We start from the raw sequence: 18,435 nt of genomic DNA, 5'->3' as shown, positions 1-18,435 counted from the left end.
CTTTTATAAATAAAATCAATACATTAAAAAGGCATATCATAATATTTTAAGATATGCCTTTCATTTTATATTTTTTTAAGCTTACTTTTCAATGTATCTAAAATTAAATTCACTTCTTTTATCTTTAGAAGTATTACACATGATGCATATACTATAGCTCCACCACCAATTGATAATGCTAAAGTTATAATTTCTTTAATAGTTCCGATACCTAATATTACTGATAAATTGTTATATATAAATAAAGTTATTGCTGCCATTAATAATGCTGATAACATGGATTTTATAAATACTGTTAGCACATATTTCCCACCAAATGGACCTATTTTTATTCTCAAATTTATAAATAATAATATAATAGTCACTAAAGCCGATATACTAGTGGCAAATGCTAAACCGGCCAATTGCATATTTGTAAATTTAACAAATAAAATATTTAAGATGATATTTAATCCCATGGCAATAGCACCATTTATCATAGGTGTTTTTGTATCTTGTAATGAATAAAATACCTTTCCTAAAATATCCCTTAGACCAAAACCTATCATACCTATGGAATAAAATACAAGTGCTACAGATGTCATATATGTGGCTCTTGCATCAAATTCCCCTCTTTGGAAAAGTATTTTTACAATTGGCGTTGCAAGAATTATAGCACCTACTGATATGGGAATAACTATCAAAATAACTGTATTTATGGATGTTATTATTGATTTATTAAATTCAGTTTTATTGTTATCCGTTGACAATTTTGAAAGCATTGGATAAACAACAGATGAAATTGATACTATAAACATACCCATTACAAATTGATTAAGTTTATTTGCATAGTTAAGAGCTGAGATACTTCCTTCAACCAATGTAGATGCAATTGTTCTATCTACTATAGTATTTATTTGATTTACTGCCACACCTATAAGAACAGGGCCCACAAGCCAAAGCATTTTTTTAAGATATTCATCTTTGAAATTCAAATAAGATTGATACTTATAACCTCTTTTCATGGCAAAAGGTAGTTGAAATAAAAATTGTCCTAAAAGTCCTATAAGCGCTCCAAATGGTAATATATATGGTGATGTTTTTGTACTCAGAATTATGGATATTATTATACAAAGATTATATGGCACAGGCATAAGGCCCGGTATTATAAAATTTTCTTTTACTTGCAAGTAAGCCATCATTATATAGCTTATTCCTAAAAAAGGAATACCAAGTAACATTATTCTTGTGAAATAAACTGCCTTTTCCATTGTCTCGCCCTTAAATCCTAGAGCAAATAGTTTAACAATTTCTGGTGCAAAAAAAGCTCCTACAATTGCAAACACTAAACAAATAAGAACAACAACATTAAATATATTATTTGTGTATCTAACAGATGCATTGTCTCCATCTTTTGATCTCACTTCACAAAATAATGGTATAAATGCAGTCCCTAAAGATGTTCCCACTGCTGTAAATATAACTGCTGGAATATTCATAGCAACTAAAAATGCATCGCTTGTTGATGATGCACCATAAGCTGCTGCTAAAGTTAATTCTCTACCAAACCCTAATATTTTTGCTATTAAAGTTGCTACCATAAGTCCTATAGCAGCTTTTGCTACTTTTGACATTTAATATCTCCTCTACTTTACTTATTTTTTAAAGATTTTTGTATTTTATCCGATTCCTTGGAAATCACTAGGTTTTGTAGGGAGCTATCTTCTTCTCCTGACATATTAGATAATTCACCTAGAAATACATCTCCCAACATATTGTACTCAAAATTTTTTTCTTTTAATTTATCCTTTTGACTTTTTTTCTTTGTCATTGAAATGTCTCCTTTTTATTATCAATACTCTTAATATAGCCTAATTTTCTAAATCTCATGTGTGTTTCTTAAATGTAAAAAAGGTACCTAGTTTCATCTAGGTACCCATATCATTAAATTGCTTTACTAACTTTTAAAGGATCGCATTTTAAGAAATAATCTAAGATTCTTGAGTATATAAATGTGAAAACCATACCTACAATTATTGATTTCACTCCATATACAATTAATCCAACAAACAATACTATCATATTAATCTTACTTATTGTTTTAGCTATATTTATATTATTATTCTTTTTATGCATAATAAGTGCTACAACATCAATTCCCACTGTTGATCCATTTACTATAATACAACAATAATAACCTATACCTATAAATATAGATGCTAATAGTACGTCTAATACTACATTAACATGCAATGAAAAAGGTAGGGAGTAAAATAATGAAAATAACGTGATATAGAATAAACTTCCAAATATGGACTTTGAAAAATTGTCCTTACCTAAAAATATATAGCAAGTTATTAATAATAATAAAGTTAACCCATTGCTTAAGTATAACAGTGGCACTGAAAGTACTTTATTTAATATCATAGATATACTAGTAGTCCCACCATTTATAATTTCATTAGGAACCATCCACTTTGAATAAGCTATTGCCATAAATGTATTTCCTATTAAAATTATGAATATATCTCTAACATACTCTTTAATCGTATTTTTATCCATGTTTTTCTCCTATATTTAAAATTTCTAACATATATATTATACATAAAATTTTAATATAGACAAGAATATTGGTTAAATATACTAATTTTAATATGCTTATTTTAAAAATAGATTCTAACAATTATCAAATAACTTTTGATTTATATTTAGTTATTTAAATATTCATTTATTTCTTTTAAATAATTTCTTCTTATTACTAAGAAATAAATAATTAAAACTATAAAGAAACTTCCCATAACGATATATGCTGAAGAAGCCACTTCCATATTAAAGGAATTTTTAACTGCTAAAAGGGCGAAGGTTGAGTGTATTACAGCTATTACATAAGGTGCTAAAAACAATATTCCTATTTCTATAGTTGAAATTTTTCTTATTTCTTTATAGGTTAGGCCTATCTTATTAAGCTTCATATACTTTTCTTTGTCCTCCTGACAATCCATATAAATCTTGTTATATAAAAAACTACTTGCAGTAACGAAGAATATTAATCCTATAAATATAGTTAAAAATAACAAAGTAGAAAAAATTATTTTTCCATAATCAAGTACAAAAGATTTTGATAAAAATTTATAATGTCCATCATTTAATTCTTCTTTATAGACATTTTCAAAGCTTTTACATATATTCAAAGTCTTCATATAATTTCTTGTATCAAATGTAGTAAATGTATCTACTACACAGTTATTATTTGTTTTATCATATAAATCGTCTTTAACAACATATAAATCATAATAAGCTGGCATAACAGACTTGTCTACTTGTGTTACAACTTTTAAAGTATTATCATCTACTACAACTTCATTATTTACTTTTTTATTTTCTAATAATGTTAATGATATTGCTTCATTATCTTTAAATTTCACTGTTTTTTGATTCACTTTTTCAGCCAACTCTTTATACTTTGATTCTTTAATTATTTTAACTGATTTTTCCTTATTCTTTGAAAAAATTGTTTTTATCTCTCCATTTATTTTATAATAAGGAATCTTTTCTTCTTTCAGAGACTTTTCCAACAAATTAACTTTCTCAATATAATCTTTTTTATTAAATTCATCCAAATTATGAAGTGCACTTTTATTTGTAGCAAAGTGTATGGCTTGAGGATAAGCCAACTCAACTTGTCTAGTTTGATCTTTCCAGTAGGCGTACACTGATCCTATGGCAGTAAATGCAACTGCAGAGGTTATAGATATTAAGAAAAACATTCTTGTATTGTCTTTCATTTTATAATATAAATTTGATATACATAACATATTAGTATTTTTATTATAAAATTTTTTATTATTTTTTATAGTCTTTATTATAAATACACTAAGCTGAGAAAATAATAAATATGTTGCTATAATAGTCATAAAAGTAACTGGTCCTATTGTATTTACCAATTGTATTTTTGTAACTGTCATTGCTTTGTAATATGACCATACAAGAAGAATCACACACAATACGACAAGTAATAAAGAGAACTTTGGCTCTGGCCTTTGAGTTTCACTTCCCTTTAACAATTTTAAAACCTTATCTTCTTTTACTACAAAAGAAATAAATAAAGATATTAATATTGAAAGCAGCATAAAGTAAATTATGGTTGCTATCATTGACATTATTGGAATGTAAAACTTTAATGGCTCTATTCCAAGTAAATTTGATATGGCTATTAAAACTATCTTAGAAAAAATCAATCCTACTATTACACCAAGAGTAGATGATAAGGCATTTATAATGAAGTTTTCTATAAAAATCATCTTTTGAACTTGTTTATTTGATATTCCTAAGCTGTATAATATGCCAAATTCTTTGTTTCTACCTTTTAAAAATACACTTACAGAATAAAATACAAAGAAAAATAAAAACACATATACAATAATTGAGCATACTTTAATCGTTAACATTAAGTAATCATCAAATGTTGAAGTATCTAAATTGGGATGATTTATAAACATATTAAAAGAAAATAACAAAGCTGAGGATATTAAAATACTGGAAAAATATCCTAAATAAGACTTAATATTTCTTTTTACATTTTTATATGCAAATTGTATAAAGTTCATTATTTAGTACCTCCCAACAAAGAAAGCACATCTATTATTTCTTGATAAAATTGAATTCTATTATCTCCTTTATAAATTTCATTGTAAATCTCTCCATCTTTTATAAACAGTATTCTATTGCAATAACTTGCTGCTAAAGGATCATGAGTAACCATCATAGCAGTTACTTTTTCTTCTTTATTTATTTTCTCCAAGTATTCCATTACATCTCTTGCTGAAGCAGAATCAAGATTTCCTGTTGGTTCATCTGCAAGTACTAACGTAGGATTATTAATTAATGCTCTTCCTATGGCAGTTCTTTGGGCCTGTCCTCCAGAAACTTCATAAGTCCTTTTATCTAATAAGTTTTCAATTCCCAATATTTCGGAAACTTTATTTAATCTATTATTTTGTTCTTTTAAATCTACACTGTCTAAAGTTAAAGGTAAAATCATATTTTCACCAATTGTTAATGTATTTAATAAATTAAAACCTTGAAATACAAATCCCAGTTCTCTTCTTCTAAACAAAGCTAAGTCGTCACCCTTAAGCTTTAAAATATTTTCCCCTCTTAACGTTATTGTTCCTGATGTTGGTTTATCAATAGTTGATATAAGATTTAAAAGTGTAGTTTTTCCACTACCACTAGGTCCCATTATACCCACAAACTCTCCATCATCAATAGAAAAGCTTATGTTATTTAGCGCTGTTGAAATTACTTTTTTACCATATACTTTTTTTAAATTTTTTATATTTAATATTTTCATGATTATTCTTCCTTTCTAAATTTATTGGTTTTTCTTATATACCAATTTTAATTTAGATTTAAATATATAACTATCTGCAAACCTTTCAAGAGTATTACATTCATGTAAGGTTTGTATATTTTAAAAGTCAGTAGTTAATTTACCACTGACTTCTCATTTCTTAAATAATATAGATACTTTAGTTCCTTTTTTTTCTTCGGATTTTATCTCTATATTATGTCCTAAATTATCACAAACTGTTTTAGCTATATAAAGTCCCATACCTGTAGATTCTCCATATTTACGTCCATTTTCACCTGTAAAAAATAAATCAAAAACTCTTTTTATATCCTTCTTGCAAATTCCTACGCCTTCATCAATTATGTCTAATGAAATATATTCTTCGCCTTCTTCATAAGCTATAGCCATGTATTTCCCATAATCTTTTGAGTATTTTACTCCATTTATAATAATTTGTTTTATTACAAACTTTATCCACTTCTTGTCAGTGTATACTTCTATGTCCTTGTCCAAATTCACCTTAGGGATTATTTTATTTTTTATAAATAGTCTTTTTTCTTCATTTACAATTTCCATAATTTCATCATATAAATTAACTTGTTCAATTACAAAATCTTTTTCAAACTCATCTAGTCGTGCAAAGTACATTGCCATATTTAATCCCTTGTCCAACTTATCTACCTCTTGCATAATTTCTGTTGCAATTTCTTCTCCTTCATAATCTTGAAGTTGAAGATTTATTACAGATAAAGGGGTTTTCATTTGATGTATCCAGTGATTTATAAAAGTTAAATGTTCATCATGCTTTTTCCTTTGCTCTTCTAAAGAACTTATGTATAACTCATATTGATTTTCTAAAATTAATGATATATTTTTACCCAAGTCGGATCTTCCAATGTCTACAAAAGACTCATCTAAAGTATTTATTTTTTTCCCAAAAAAGTCATATATCTTTTTAGAGTTTAAGTATTTGTATATCATAAAACAACTTATTATAAAAGTATTAAACAATAATAAATATAAAGTTTCACTAAAGTTTATAAACTTCATCATATTACAATAAAAAAGTGTAATCATAAGTCCTATATAATAAATAAAAACATATCCCTTATATTCTCTTATAAATAATTTCATATTATTACCTACCAAGTTTTATTTAATTTGTACCCAACACCTCTAACTGTTTGAACTCCATCTTCTATTCCCAAATCATAAAGTCTTTTTCTTATTCTACTTACATTTACATTTAGTGTATTTTCTTCTACAAATTCAATATCATCCCATATTTTTTCTAATAAATAATCTCTGCTCACTACCTTTGGATATTTTTTTATAAGACATTCCAAAAGTATTCCTTCCTTTTTAGTTATAACTAAATCTTTATTTTTATATTTTAATTCTAATCTTTCTGGATAAAATTTCAATCCATCCAGTTCAACAATTCGTTCATCCAGTTTAGAAGAGTACTCTCCATATGCTCTTCTTATATAACCTTTTATTTTTGCAATTACCACATCATAATAAAATGGCTTAGTTATATAATCATCTGCACCACTTTCCAAAGCCCTAATTTGATCCATTCCGCTGTCCCTTGCTGATATGAAAATTATTGGTATATTTGATTTTTGTCTTATTTTTGTACACCAATAAAAACCATCAAACTTTGGTAAGTTAACATCTAATAGGACGATGCTTGGGCTAATCTCATCAAACTCTTCCATAATATTATTAAAGTTTTCAACTATTACTGCCTCAAACCCATATCTCTCCATGTAATCTTTTAATAAGGTGCTAATTGATATGTCGTCTTCCAAAATATAAATTATATTATTCATATTACACCTCCTTAAGTATTCATATTACTAATAGTCATTTATATTTATCATAAATATAACATTTACTCTATGATTTTATCAATAAAACATCCAATAAAAATAATATTAACTTTAAGAAAAGTGTTGCCTATCGTTCTAAGCAACTATATAGTTACTGACTTTAGGCAACACTCATACTATAAAAAGTAGTAATAAATTAATAATATACATCCCAAGACTATTCTATACCACCCAAAAACTTTAAAATCATGCTTTTTAATATATTCCATAAGAAACTTTATAACAAATAAAGATACTATAAATGATATTATTATTCCAACTATTAAAACAGTTCCTTCCAAGCTTGTAAACACGAAACCAAATTTAATTAACTTTAATAAGCTGGCTCCTAACATTACTGGTATGGCTAGAAAGAAAGTAAACTCAGCAGCCACACCTCTGGAAATTCCCAATAATAACGCTCCTACTATAGTTGCTCCTGAACGTGATGTTCCTGGAAATACTGCTGCTATTAGCTGAAAAACTCCTATTATTATAGCCATTTTGAAACTTAAATTATTTATATTATCCACCTTCGGATTTCTACCTTTATTATAATTTTCTATTACTATAAATAAGATACCAAAGACTATCAAAACTATGGCTACACTTTTAAAATTATAAAATAGTTCATTTATTTCATCGTCCCATAGTATTCCTACTATTGCTGCTGGCACACAAGCTATAAAAATTTTCACCCACATAATAAAAATATCCTTTTTTACTATTTCTTTACTTTTAAAATCAAATGGCAATATGCTTTTCCAGTATAAAACTACTACTGCCATAATAGCTCCCAACTGTATCACTACAAAATACATTTCTTTAAAAGCTTCTGACATATTTAGCTGTAAAAATTGATCTACTAAAATCATATGGCCTGTACTACTTATTGGAAGCCACTCTGTAATCCCCTCAATTATACCTAAAATTATAGATTTTAAAATTTCTATCAATTCCATAAATTCTACCTCACTCTAAAATAAATTTTATTATACTAAAACTTTATTATTTTTCTTCTATCTAAGCTATCTATAAACCTTACACAAAGATTACATGTATGTAATAAAAAAAGACTAGGTCATTACCTAATCTTTTAAATACTTCAATTATTAAATTAAACTATTTTTTTCATATGATATAATTCGTACATATTTACTAAGTTACTTTTCTTCGTAAGCAAGTTCTACAATTTTACTTCCTGTATAAAAATTTTTTTCTCCTCCTAAAACTCTGAAATCATCATTTTCTCCATAGTTTATAGTAAGGACATTTTTATCAAATTTATCATTATCAACATTAAATACAAAAGGTAAATTATTTTTCTTTACTTCCCCTATATTAGAATAATAAACAACTTTTCCTTCGTTCATTAAAACAACTTGATTTACATCGTCTATTTCTGTAATCTTTAAAAACTTATATCCGACTTTTTCATATATTTCTTCTCTTGGGGTGTTTGGTTTAAATATATACATCTTGTCCCATTTAATTGAAAGTTGCTTATCAAGACTTATAACTTCACCTTTTTTTCCTTCATTAATTAGTTCTGATAATGAACTTAACATATTCACATAATTTTCAAATAAATCTTTTGAATTTTTGTTTGATTCATCAAACTGTATTATATTACTTGACTTATCTAAAACATCCCACCCAGATTTACTTTCTTTCATCCTTATATTTATTTTTGATATACATTCACCATACTTCCCTGGCTCTGTCACTATTACAGTTTTTCCATCCTTGTTTTCATAATCATTTTGTTTTATCTGAACATGATTATGCCCCGAAACTATAACATCAATTCCACTAACATTTTTAGCTAAATCTTGTATCCTATTTCCAGGGTGTTTTGGTTTTTTAGGTCTTTCTCCAGAATGAACCACTGCTATAATCACATCTGGTTTTTCTTTTTCATTCATAATATCAACCCATTTTTGAGCATCTTTAACTAAATCATTCATATAGAGTTTACCCTCATAACCCTGTTGATCTTTTAGCTCCATTGATTTGTTTTTATCTTCTCCTACTTCTTTTAATGAAAGTCCTAATATACCTACTTTTATAGTTTTATCATAAACTCCTAATTCTTTTATTATATAAGGCTTTACATAACTTTCTCCATTTTTATTATATGTATTTGCAGACAAAACACTTATGCCTTGCTTTTCAAAATCTGATACCAAGCTATCTAAACCTTCTTTATCCTTTGAAATAAATTCATGATTTCCAAGAGTTACAGTATCAAATCCTGCTTCATTCATTTCTTCTGCTAAAGGAATATTGGCTTCACTTTCCCCTTCAAAATACTTTAGCATATCTCCTGATGTTCCATATTCTTTATCATAAAAATCTCCTGCATCTACTACAATAGTATTTGAATATTTTGCTTTGTCTTTTTTGATAAAATCAACCATTTCATAAGGTAATATTCCGTGTAAATCTGTTGTTGCTAAAATATTTATATCTACTGTTTTTGTGGAACTACATCCTACCAAAAATAGTGATAATAAGACTATATTTATAGTAATTATTTTTATTACATTTCTATTCATAATATTCTCCCCTATTTTGTTTTTCAATTATATATTACCATATTTTTACTTATTTTTTCATAATTCAAAGTTCTTTCTACTATATACAATATATGTTCACGTATTTGTTTTTCAACCCTATCACACAAATCTCAAGATATCGTAATCCCTTTACAATTATAAAAGGTACTATAGATAAATTTCTCCCTAGTACCTTAATTGTTTTCTATTTAATTTTATACTTATTATACATAACTAAAATTCTTCAACATCTAAATATTCATATCTTTTCTATTATAAATTAAGTAAGTACTTGCAATAGATACAATCATTATACAAATTCCTATTATAACAAATTTCATTTCGAATCCATTTTTTAAAAGCTCTCCTGGTGCATAATAATCAAAAGGTGATAAATACTTAAGAAACTCAAAATCTTCTTTTAACTTGCCTATTATGCCGAATAAATAAGAAACAAAGAAGATTCCAATTGATATGGGAATTCCTCCTTTATCTGACTTAGCTAAAGCAGATATAAGCATTCCTATAGACATAAATACAAGGCCTAAAATAAACATTCCCATATATACTATTTTAATATTTACTAAAAGATCCATAAGTTCTACATTATCTGGTTTTACTACCATACAAACAAATATATTAGTTACACCTGTAATTACTATATAAAGAAAATAAATTGAAATTATTGATAATAACTTGTAACTTACAATTTTACTTCTTTTTATTGGTTTTGAATATAAAAATTCTATTGTTCCCTGACTTTCTTCTTTTATAAGAGAGTTAACACCTAAAATTGCTCCATAAACAGCACTTGCCATGGCTATATACTGAATAACATATGCCATATAATTAAATATATCTGAAAAATCTGTTCCTGCATCTATATTAAATGCCTTTAACATATCTACAGATAAGCCACTCATTTTATCATTTACCAACTGTTGCATTCCCATATCGGCCATACTTGGAAACAGTGACATAAATAAAACTATCATAATACCACAAACTACTGACCAAATAATACATGATTTTAATAGTCTTTTAAACTCAAATTTAAATATGTTCATTATTTATCTTCCTCCTTATTTTCATAATAATTTAAGAAAGTATCTTCTAAGTCTTCTCTTTCTATTAATAATTCATCAATAGTATATTTGCTTAATTCTTTTACTAGAGAATTTGTATCTTTATAATAAAGGAAGACAAATGAGTTATTGTTTGACTTATTTAAAATCTTTCCACCTAAGTTTAGTATTATTTCTTCATTAATATCCTTACTACTTAATGTAACTTTTAGTCCCAGAGTTTTTGTGGCCTTTTCAAGTTCAATTACATCTATTATTTTTCCTTCTTTTATTACAGCTACCCTATCACATAAACTTTGTACTTCGTTTAAATTGTGAGATGATAAGAAAACAGTATTTCCTTTTTCCTTTTCTTTCACTAATATATTAAATAGTTTTTTTTGCATTAGGGGATCTAAACCATTTGTAGGCTCATCTAAAATTAAAAGTTTTGGATTTTGAACTAGTGCTTGGGCAATTGCTACTTTTTTCTTATTTCCCAAACTAAGCTCTTCCATTTTCTTTTCCATGTCTAACTCCAAATCTGTACATATTTGTGATAATTCTTCGTCACTAACATTTGGATAAAAACTCTGAGCATATTTCATTAAATCCTTTACTTTAACCGTGTCATAATATTTAACTTCACTAGGCACATATCCTATGTTTTCTTTTATTTTGCAATTGTCTTTTACAATATCCATTCCAAATATTGTTGCACTTCCACCAGTTGGGTATATAAAGTTTAGTAATGTTTTTATTGTAGTAGATTTCCCTGCACCATTTGGTCCAATGAATCCGTAGATTTCACCTTCATTTACACTTATATTAATACTTTCAATTCCTCTGTTTTTCTTATAAGATTTAGTCAGATTCTTAGTTTCAATTATCTTCACTACAAATCCCTCACTTTTATTTTATTTTATAATACTAGTATAGAGTTAGTTACTTACGCTTTCAAACATTTTATAAAAAATAATAAAAAGATTTACCAAGTTTTATAACCTAGTAAATCTTTTTAACTTAATTAAATCTAAATGGATTTAATCTAATTGCATTATTGTATAAAAATGGATAAGATTTATTTAAATACTTTAAGTAATCAACCCATTGCATGGCAATATTTTTATAAACTCTTAAAATATCTTTTTCTAAATGACTAATATCCAACTGATTATTTTTATCATTTTTACAAAAGACAATCTCGTCTCTTAAATGTATTACCGACATAAGTAAATCCGTAAATATTTCATGTTCAGTTATATTCTCATTACTGATTAAATTTACAAGTAAATTACTATTTTCAAGTAAAACATCCATTATTTTATCCAGATCTATATCTTTCATATCAATATTATAATTATGTTTTTCAACTTGATTTTTTACTTCATCTAAATTGTTAAAAGAAGTTATGGAGTTTTTGCCTCCTTTATCTGCCTTTATTATTAAATGCATCAATTTATATCCTACTTCAGTAAAGAATAGTCCAATTAGCATGCTCAACTTTTCCATTCTTTCTTGCTTAGCTTTATAATCTATTAATCTTTCTAATATCAATGTAACGACTAAACTGTTTACTGGAATAAAGCATAAATTCATTAATGAATAATATGCTGTGTTGACAGCTTGACCAAATACTAAGTAATGTATTAGAAACATAATAGCAGATAAACCTACTAAGACTAGTGATACTACAATATAATATTTTTTATTCTTCATTGTTTTCCTCCTAATTTTGCCAATGCCTTGATTATTATATCATAGGAAGAAATTTTTGACTTATTATATTTTTAATATACTATCACTTATATTTATTATCCTAGTAAAACATCATTCATATCGTAAAGCCCATTTTCCGCATTTACAATAAATTTAGCTGCCATAACAGCTCCTTTAGCAAATATCATATTAGAACCAGCTTTATGTTTTATTTCTAGTACTTCATCATCTCCTGCGAAAATCACATCGTTGTCTCCTATAATAGTTCCACCTCTTATAGTATGTATAGCTAATTCATTTGGTTGTCTTTTAGCATGCTTTCCATGTCTTCCATAAATATTTGTAAGCTCATTTCTTACTTCTTTTATAGCGTCTGCTGTCATAAAAGCAGTTCCACATGGACAATCTTCTTTTCTATTGTGGTGTTTTTCTATTATTTCTATATCAAATCCATCTAATAATCTAGTAGCTGTTTTTACTAATTGAAGCATTACAGTTATACCAATTGATGTATTTGAAGATTTAAATACTGGTATTAATTTTGATACTTCTTTAACTTTTTCATTTTGTTCATCACTGTGAGCCGTAGTACCTATAATAACTGGTGTTTTAGTACTTACAGCATAATCTAAAATTTCTTCTAGTCTAGATGCTTTTGAAAAATCTATTATTGCATCTGCTTTTCCTTCTATATCACTAAACTTTGGATATATTTTAAAATCTACGTCTTTTAAATCATGATCTGAAACTGCACAAAATACTTCTACTCCCTCAGTTTCATTTATACATTTTACTATTTCTCTTCCTGTATTTCCAAGACCACTTACTATTATCTTTATCATCACAAAATCTCCCCTGTACAATAATATGTATTTCCACTATAATGGTAATTTATTTGATACATTTATGTCAATTAATTCACATAAAAATACCCTATTCTCCAAATTAAAATAGGGTATTTTTAATTATTTTTAAATATCATCTTCTTTTCTATTAATAGATTTTTCACTATCAAATCCATCAGGATATCTTTTTTTCAATTTCTCAATGTTCATTTTAAAAATATCTTCTAGTGAATATCCTAAAGCTGTTGCTGTTTCAGCTAAATACCAAGCAACATCGCCAAGCTCTTTTGCCAAATGCTCTTTATCCAATTCATGATTATGAGCTATATGTTTTTTTACAATGTCTATTGCCTCTCCTGACTCACCACAAAGTCCCATAACACCGTTTATTAACATATCTTTTTCACTTAAATCTTTATTCATTGTTCTCTTTGCCAATTCTTGATATTCATTAATTTTCATATATTCCTCCCTGAAATAACACTATCCTTGAAGTCCATTGGCTTGTCTATCCATATTTTCTATTACAACATCATGAATATCTCCCTTTGAAGCGCAGTATTCAAGAACCTTCCATGGAGTGTTAGTGTGGAAGTGAATTTTAATTAAACTTTCATCACCAACAGCAAGTAAACAATCTCCTTCAATATTTTCTGTTATGTAGTCATTTATTTCATCTTCACTAAGATCAGTTCCTTCAATTAATAATTGTGTATCAAATTTATACTCTAACATATTCATACTCCTTTTTCTAATTTATTATATTATGTAATATATTTTTACTAATAATTATATTATACACTAGTAATATTACCGCCTAAACATTTTTCGCTTAAAATTAATGTTGTAAACACCTTAAAATAGTAAAACCATCACTTAAATATTTTAAAAGTGATGGTTTTACTTGCTTTATATACTATTAATTTAGTAAGACATTTTATTTTTTTTATTTTTTTCAACTACAAGATAAATCATGATAAGTACTACTGAAATTGACATGGCCACAAGTAAATCCATAAATATTTTTGAATTACTTCCATTATTTAAAATCTGATTAAATGCAGAGTTTACCCAAGTTAAAGGTAGTACTAATGAAAAATTTTGTACCATTTGTGGCATAAAATTAGTTGGAACAAACCCTCCACTTAATAAACACATCGGTGTAATTATCATAGATAATAAGGTGTAATACATACTAGAGCTATTTGATATACTAAGTACAATTAACGCTATGGCTATTCCTACAACTGAAAGTACAACGGACAATAAAATCATATAGAAAAAGTTAACATTAAAATCTGGATTGAAAAAATAAAATGATGCTACTAATGTAATACTTTGAAGTAAAAGTAAAATAAAACATCCTAATATATGGCCTAGGGCATATTCAACTTTACTCACCTTTGAAACTAAAATTCTTTTATCAATTTTTAATTCTTTTTCTTTTAATAAAGGATTTATTCCCCTTCCTGCTATAAATAAAAATGCCATTGTAAATAAACCAAACATTATCATATATGGGATTACTGCTTCTAATTTTGTATCTTCATAAATAAATTCATATTTATCTTTTTCATATTTATCATAAGCTTTATTGTATTCTTCCATATTATTTCCAAATGCTAATATTTGATTAATACTAGCATTTAGAGCACTTAACACATATTCTTTACTGTTATCATCTTCACTGCTTATTACTTCTATAATATCTTTTTTATTTTTTTTTATATCATCATATATGTTCTTACTATTAATTACAACTCCCACAGATACATCTTCTTTATCTAAAGTCTTTTTTACATCTTCTTTATTATTAACATTTATAACCTTTGAAAATTTCTCTTTTGGCAAGATCTTATTCATGATTTCACTTTTGTCATTGGAGTAAACTACTATATCAAAGGTGTTATTCATTTCGTTATTATTATCATCCACCTTTTTTATCAGTACATTTAAAAACAAATTTACTACTATTGGAAAAACTAGTATTAACAGAAACCATCCCTTCATTATGGACTTTAAATTATGTTTTAGTATTACTAAAATATTTTTCATATTATCTCACCACTTTTCTTTTTAATAATATTGTAGAAATAATCATTAAAATTAATGATGCAGTTAAAGTTATTACTACTGTCATAAGTAAGTTTTCACTGCTATTGTAGGCTACAAGATTATTTAATTCTTTACTTACCCATAAAAAAGGATTTAATTTTATTAAAGATATCTTATCAAAACTATCACTCATTTGTGGCATAAGTTGTCCCGATGCCAAAGTAAGTGCTGTAACTATAAAAGAACAAATATTGTCTCCACTAGTTTTTTTCTTAGCTAAAGCTGTGGTGAAAATGCCTAAACAAACAGCAAATAAACTAAGTAATCCGATTATAAATAATATTGGTAAAATATTATTTATGTTTACATTTACTCCGTAAAATAAAGTTGCAGCTCCTAGCATTACTAACCCTTGAGAAAATATAAGAAAAAATGATCCTACTAATTCTAAAGATAGAAGTGATGAAACTTTTGCAGAAGATATTTTTACCCTATTTCCTAACTTCTCTTTAATATAAAATGTATTTTTAAAAGCATGAACACTTCCTACTAAAATCGCCATTTCTAACATTACTAAGGCAAAATACTCACCATATTCCATATCATCTAGTATGGATTTAGGCTTTTCATCATTATTATTATATTTTTCATTTTTAATCATATTAGTTACATTTATTGGTGTGTAATTTTCTTTGTTTAAAGATTCATACACTGACAGAGAATTAAAGAATTCTTCAGTAAGTTTTTTTACAGATTCTTGCCCTATACTAATGTCACTACTTCCGCCCACGTTAATTCTTTTATTTTTCTCATCAATATTCACTATTAAGCCATTGTTCTTTGATAAATTATTTTTATCAAATTCATTTTCACTGTAAATTTTATAATCTATGTTTATTTTACTATTATCATCATCAAATTTTTCTAAAGTTTCACAATAAGAGTTTATAATTGCGCTTTGAGTATTACCAACAATAGCTAAGTTAATATCTTCTTTTCCACCTTCAAAAGAGAATATTATTGAAAATATATAAGGAAGGAAAAGAGCCAAAAATATATTCGATAAGACTGTGTTTTTATCTCTTAGTCCTCTTTTTATGGAGGATAATATTATATTCATAAATACGCCCCCTTAATCCCTAAGTTTTCTTCCTGTTAAGTTTAAAAATACATCTTCTAAAGTTAGTATTTGGCTTTTTATATCTAAAATTTTAATGTCCTTACTACTTAAATATAATAAAAGTTCATTTAGACCATTAATTTCCCTATCAATACTTACAATTACTTTGTTGTCTTTAAATTCAACACTATCTATACCTTTTATATTATTAAAATCTTTTTCGTTTATAGAAGTAATGTCATTTACTGTAACTTCAAATTTATTTTTGTTAGTAATTAAATTTTTTAAACTTTCTTTACTTCCCTCTGCTATCACTCTTCCCTTATCCATAATTGCAATATTATTACAAAGAGCTTCAACTTCCTCCATATAGTGTGTTGTATAAATTACAGTACATCCATTTTTGTTCAAAGTTTTTATAGACTTCATTATATGATTTCTAGACTGTGGATCTATTCCAACAGTAGGTTCATCCAGAATTAAAAGTTCTGGATTATGAACTATACCACAAGCTATGTTTAATCTTCTTTTCATACCACCAGAAAAAGTTTTACTTAATTTCTTACTTTCTTCCAGTCCTACAAACTGTAATGCACTTATTGATTTTTCTTTTAAATCTTTTCCTTTTAATCCATATAAACTACCAAAAAACATAACATTTTCCAATGCTGTCATATCTTCAAATATAGCTAGATCCTGTGGCACTATACCTAATTTTCCTCTCATATTGGCGTCATTTTTTCTTACTTCTTCATTACATATTTTTATACTTCCTTTATCTTTATCCAGTAAAGTTGTCAATATATTAATAGTTGTACTCTTACCAGCCCCATTTGGTCCAAGCAAACCAAATATTTCACCCTTTTCTATAGAAAGGTTTAAGTTTTCTAGGGCATTTACTTCACCAAAACTTTTGTATAAACCTTTTATCTCCACATACTTCATTTCATCACCCCTCATAATTACTTTTCTTTATGATTTAATTATATGGAAATTTATGAATAATTTTAAGTACACATGGTCACAACTTCAACATGACTAAAGTCATAAATAAAACTGTAATCTATATCACATGATGCTTTTGAAATTAATTATACTCTCTATATAAAATGCTCCAATTATATTCAATGATAATCAATATGATTGAAGCTTTATCTACTTACGATAAAAATAAGATAAACTAAAAGCACTTGTAAAAAAATACAAGTGCTTTTTTAAAGTTTTATATTATTACCCATTTAAATATGTAATTGCTATTTGAGTTCTATGTTTTAAGTCCATTTTAGATAAAATAGAAGTTATATGATTTTTTATGGTGCCTTCTGATAAAAAAATCTCCCCGGCTATTTCCTTATTAGACAAACCTTTAGCAATAAACTTTACTACTTCCTTTTCTCTTTCACTTAAATAATATTAATCCAATATATTATCTTTATTATTTTCATCTCTATTATCGTTATTAATCACAAGTTTAGATACAATGTCCGCTTCAAAAACTCCGTTACCCATATTTACTGATTTTATTCCATTTATTATTTTATCTGGTTTGCTACTTTTTAATAAATAACCATTACTATTATGTTTTATGGCTGATGAGATTAAATTTTCCTCATCAAAAGTTGTAAGTATAAGAACTTTCACATCTATTTTTCGTCTTCTTATTTCTGCCAATACTTCTTCACCACTCATTATTGGCATTCTCATATCAAGCAAAATCATATCAATTTTATTTTCACTCAAGAAATCAATACATTCTTTCCCATTTTCCAAAGTTGCAACAACTTCTATTTCTTCATCTATTCCAATAATTATTTTTAAACTTTCTCTTATTAAAATATCGTCATCCACAATAACCAAACGTATCATAT

Annotated in this window: 19 protein-coding genes and 1 pseudogene; all 20 read right to left on the bottom strand. The window is 26.5% G+C overall.

The annotated features are described in order from the left end of the window. Positions 1-65: 65 nt before the first annotated feature. The gene (murJ, locus tag K0039_RS08030) at positions 66-1,613 is read right to left on the bottom strand and encodes a murein biosynthesis integral membrane protein MurJ (RefSeq protein ID WP_228104531.1); all 1,548 of its coding nucleotides are present in this window, start codon (positions 1,611-1,613) and stop codon (positions 66-68) included. A 17-nt stretch (positions 1,614-1,630) separates the two neighbouring features. Then, positions 1,631-1,810, bottom strand: coding sequence for a hypothetical protein (locus K0039_RS08025; RefSeq protein WP_228104530.1), 180 nt, complete (start codon positions 1,808-1,810; stop codon positions 1,631-1,633). Positions 1,811-1,923: 113 nt separating this feature from the next. After that, positions 1,924-2,541 carry a YitT family protein gene (locus K0039_RS08020; RefSeq protein WP_228104529.1) on the bottom strand — a complete coding sequence of 206 codons (618 nt, stop codon included), beginning with the start codon at positions 2,539-2,541 and terminating at the stop codon, positions 1,924-1,926. Between the two features lie 146 nt (positions 2,542-2,687). After that, positions 2,688-4,586 carry an FtsX-like permease family protein gene (locus K0039_RS08015; protein WP_228104528.1) on the bottom strand — a complete coding sequence of 633 codons (1,899 nt, stop codon included), beginning with the start codon at positions 4,584-4,586 and terminating at the stop codon, positions 2,688-2,690. After that, on the bottom strand, positions 4,586-5,332 hold the full coding sequence (locus tag K0039_RS08010) for an ABC transporter ATP-binding protein (protein WP_228104527.1): 747 nt from the start codon (positions 5,330-5,332) through the stop codon (positions 4,586-4,588). Before K0039_RS08010 ends, K0039_RS08015 begins: the two co-directional genes overlap by 1 nt. Before the next feature lie 153 nt (positions 5,333-5,485). Then, positions 5,486-6,466: a sensor histidine kinase gene (locus K0039_RS08005; RefSeq protein ID WP_228104526.1), complete on the bottom strand. Its 981-nt coding sequence runs from the start codon at positions 6,464-6,466 to the stop codon at positions 5,486-5,488. Positions 6,467-6,474: 8 nt separating this feature from the next. Then, the gene (locus K0039_RS08000) at positions 6,475-7,167 is read right to left on the bottom strand and encodes a response regulator transcription factor (protein WP_228104525.1); all 693 of its coding nucleotides are present in this window, start codon (positions 7,165-7,167) and stop codon (positions 6,475-6,477) included. A gap of 176 nt (positions 7,168-7,343) precedes the next feature. Next, entirely contained in the window at positions 7,344-8,168 is an 825-nt protein-coding gene (locus K0039_RS07995; protein ID WP_228104524.1) for an undecaprenyl-diphosphate phosphatase, read from the bottom strand. A 201-nt stretch (positions 8,169-8,369) separates the two neighbouring features. Beyond that, positions 8,370-9,764: a metallophosphoesterase gene (locus K0039_RS07990; protein WP_228104523.1), complete on the bottom strand. Its 1,395-nt coding sequence runs from the start codon at positions 9,762-9,764 to the stop codon at positions 8,370-8,372. A gap of 251 nt (positions 9,765-10,015) precedes the next feature. Beyond that, positions 10,016-10,831 (bottom strand): ABC transporter permease subunit, encoded by an 816-nt coding sequence (locus tag K0039_RS07985; protein ID WP_228104522.1) that lies wholly within the window; start codon positions 10,829-10,831, stop codon positions 10,016-10,018. Next, positions 10,831-11,724, bottom strand: a complete 894-nt coding sequence (locus K0039_RS07980; protein WP_228104521.1) for an ABC transporter ATP-binding protein — start codon at positions 11,722-11,724, stop codon at positions 10,831-10,833. Before K0039_RS07980 ends, K0039_RS07985 begins: the two co-directional genes overlap by 1 nt. Positions 11,725-11,851: 127 nt before the next feature. Continuing rightward, positions 11,852-12,547 carry an MJ1433 family protein gene (locus K0039_RS07975; protein WP_228104520.1) on the bottom strand — a complete coding sequence of 232 codons (696 nt, stop codon included), beginning with the start codon at positions 12,545-12,547 and terminating at the stop codon, positions 11,852-11,854. 95 nt (positions 12,548-12,642) lie between these two features. Further along, complete coding sequence (gene dapB, locus K0039_RS07970) at positions 12,643-13,389, bottom strand: 4-hydroxy-tetrahydrodipicolinate reductase (protein WP_228104519.1); 747 nt, start codon at positions 13,387-13,389, stop codon at positions 12,643-12,645. A gap of 129 nt (positions 13,390-13,518) precedes the next feature. Further along, a complete protein-coding gene (locus K0039_RS07965; protein WP_228104518.1) occupies positions 13,519-13,854 on the bottom strand; it encodes a nucleoside triphosphate pyrophosphohydrolase family protein in 336 nt (111 codons plus the stop codon). A 21-nt stretch (positions 13,855-13,875) separates the two neighbouring features. Then, a complete protein-coding gene (locus K0039_RS07960) occupies positions 13,876-14,127 on the bottom strand; it encodes a fatty acid kinase subunit FakA-related protein (RefSeq protein WP_228104517.1) in 252 nt (83 codons plus the stop codon). Between the two features lie 189 nt (positions 14,128-14,316). After that, positions 14,317-15,447: an ABC transporter permease gene (locus K0039_RS07955; protein WP_228104516.1), complete on the bottom strand. Its 1,131-nt coding sequence runs from the start codon at positions 15,445-15,447 to the stop codon at positions 14,317-14,319. A gap of 1 nt (position 15,448) precedes the next feature. Beyond that, positions 15,449-16,567 carry an ABC transporter permease gene (locus K0039_RS07950; protein WP_228104515.1) on the bottom strand — a complete coding sequence of 373 codons (1,119 nt, stop codon included), beginning with the start codon at positions 16,565-16,567 and terminating at the stop codon, positions 15,449-15,451. 12 nt (positions 16,568-16,579) lie between these two features. Continuing rightward, on the bottom strand, positions 16,580-17,512 hold the full coding sequence (locus K0039_RS07945) for an ABC transporter ATP-binding protein (protein ID WP_228104514.1): 933 nt from the start codon (positions 17,510-17,512) through the stop codon (positions 16,580-16,582). Positions 17,513-17,797: 285 nt separating this feature from the next. Then, positions 17,798-17,962 (bottom strand): annotated as a pseudogene (locus K0039_RS23855) (response regulator transcription factor); the annotation flags it as partial. An 18-nt stretch (positions 17,963-17,980) separates the two neighbouring features. Then, positions 17,981-18,433 (bottom strand): response regulator, encoded by a 453-nt coding sequence (locus tag K0039_RS07935; protein WP_228104513.1) that lies wholly within the window; start codon positions 18,431-18,433, stop codon positions 17,981-17,983. Positions 18,434-18,435: the final 2 nt, after the last annotated feature.

It is taken from the genome of Terrisporobacter mayombei (assembly GCF_020748465.1).
In the GTDB taxonomy this organism is placed as follows: domain Bacteria; phylum Bacillota; class Clostridia; order Peptostreptococcales; family Peptostreptococcaceae; genus Terrisporobacter; species Terrisporobacter mayombei.
This window is presented reverse-complemented; position numbering and strand designations above follow the sequence as displayed.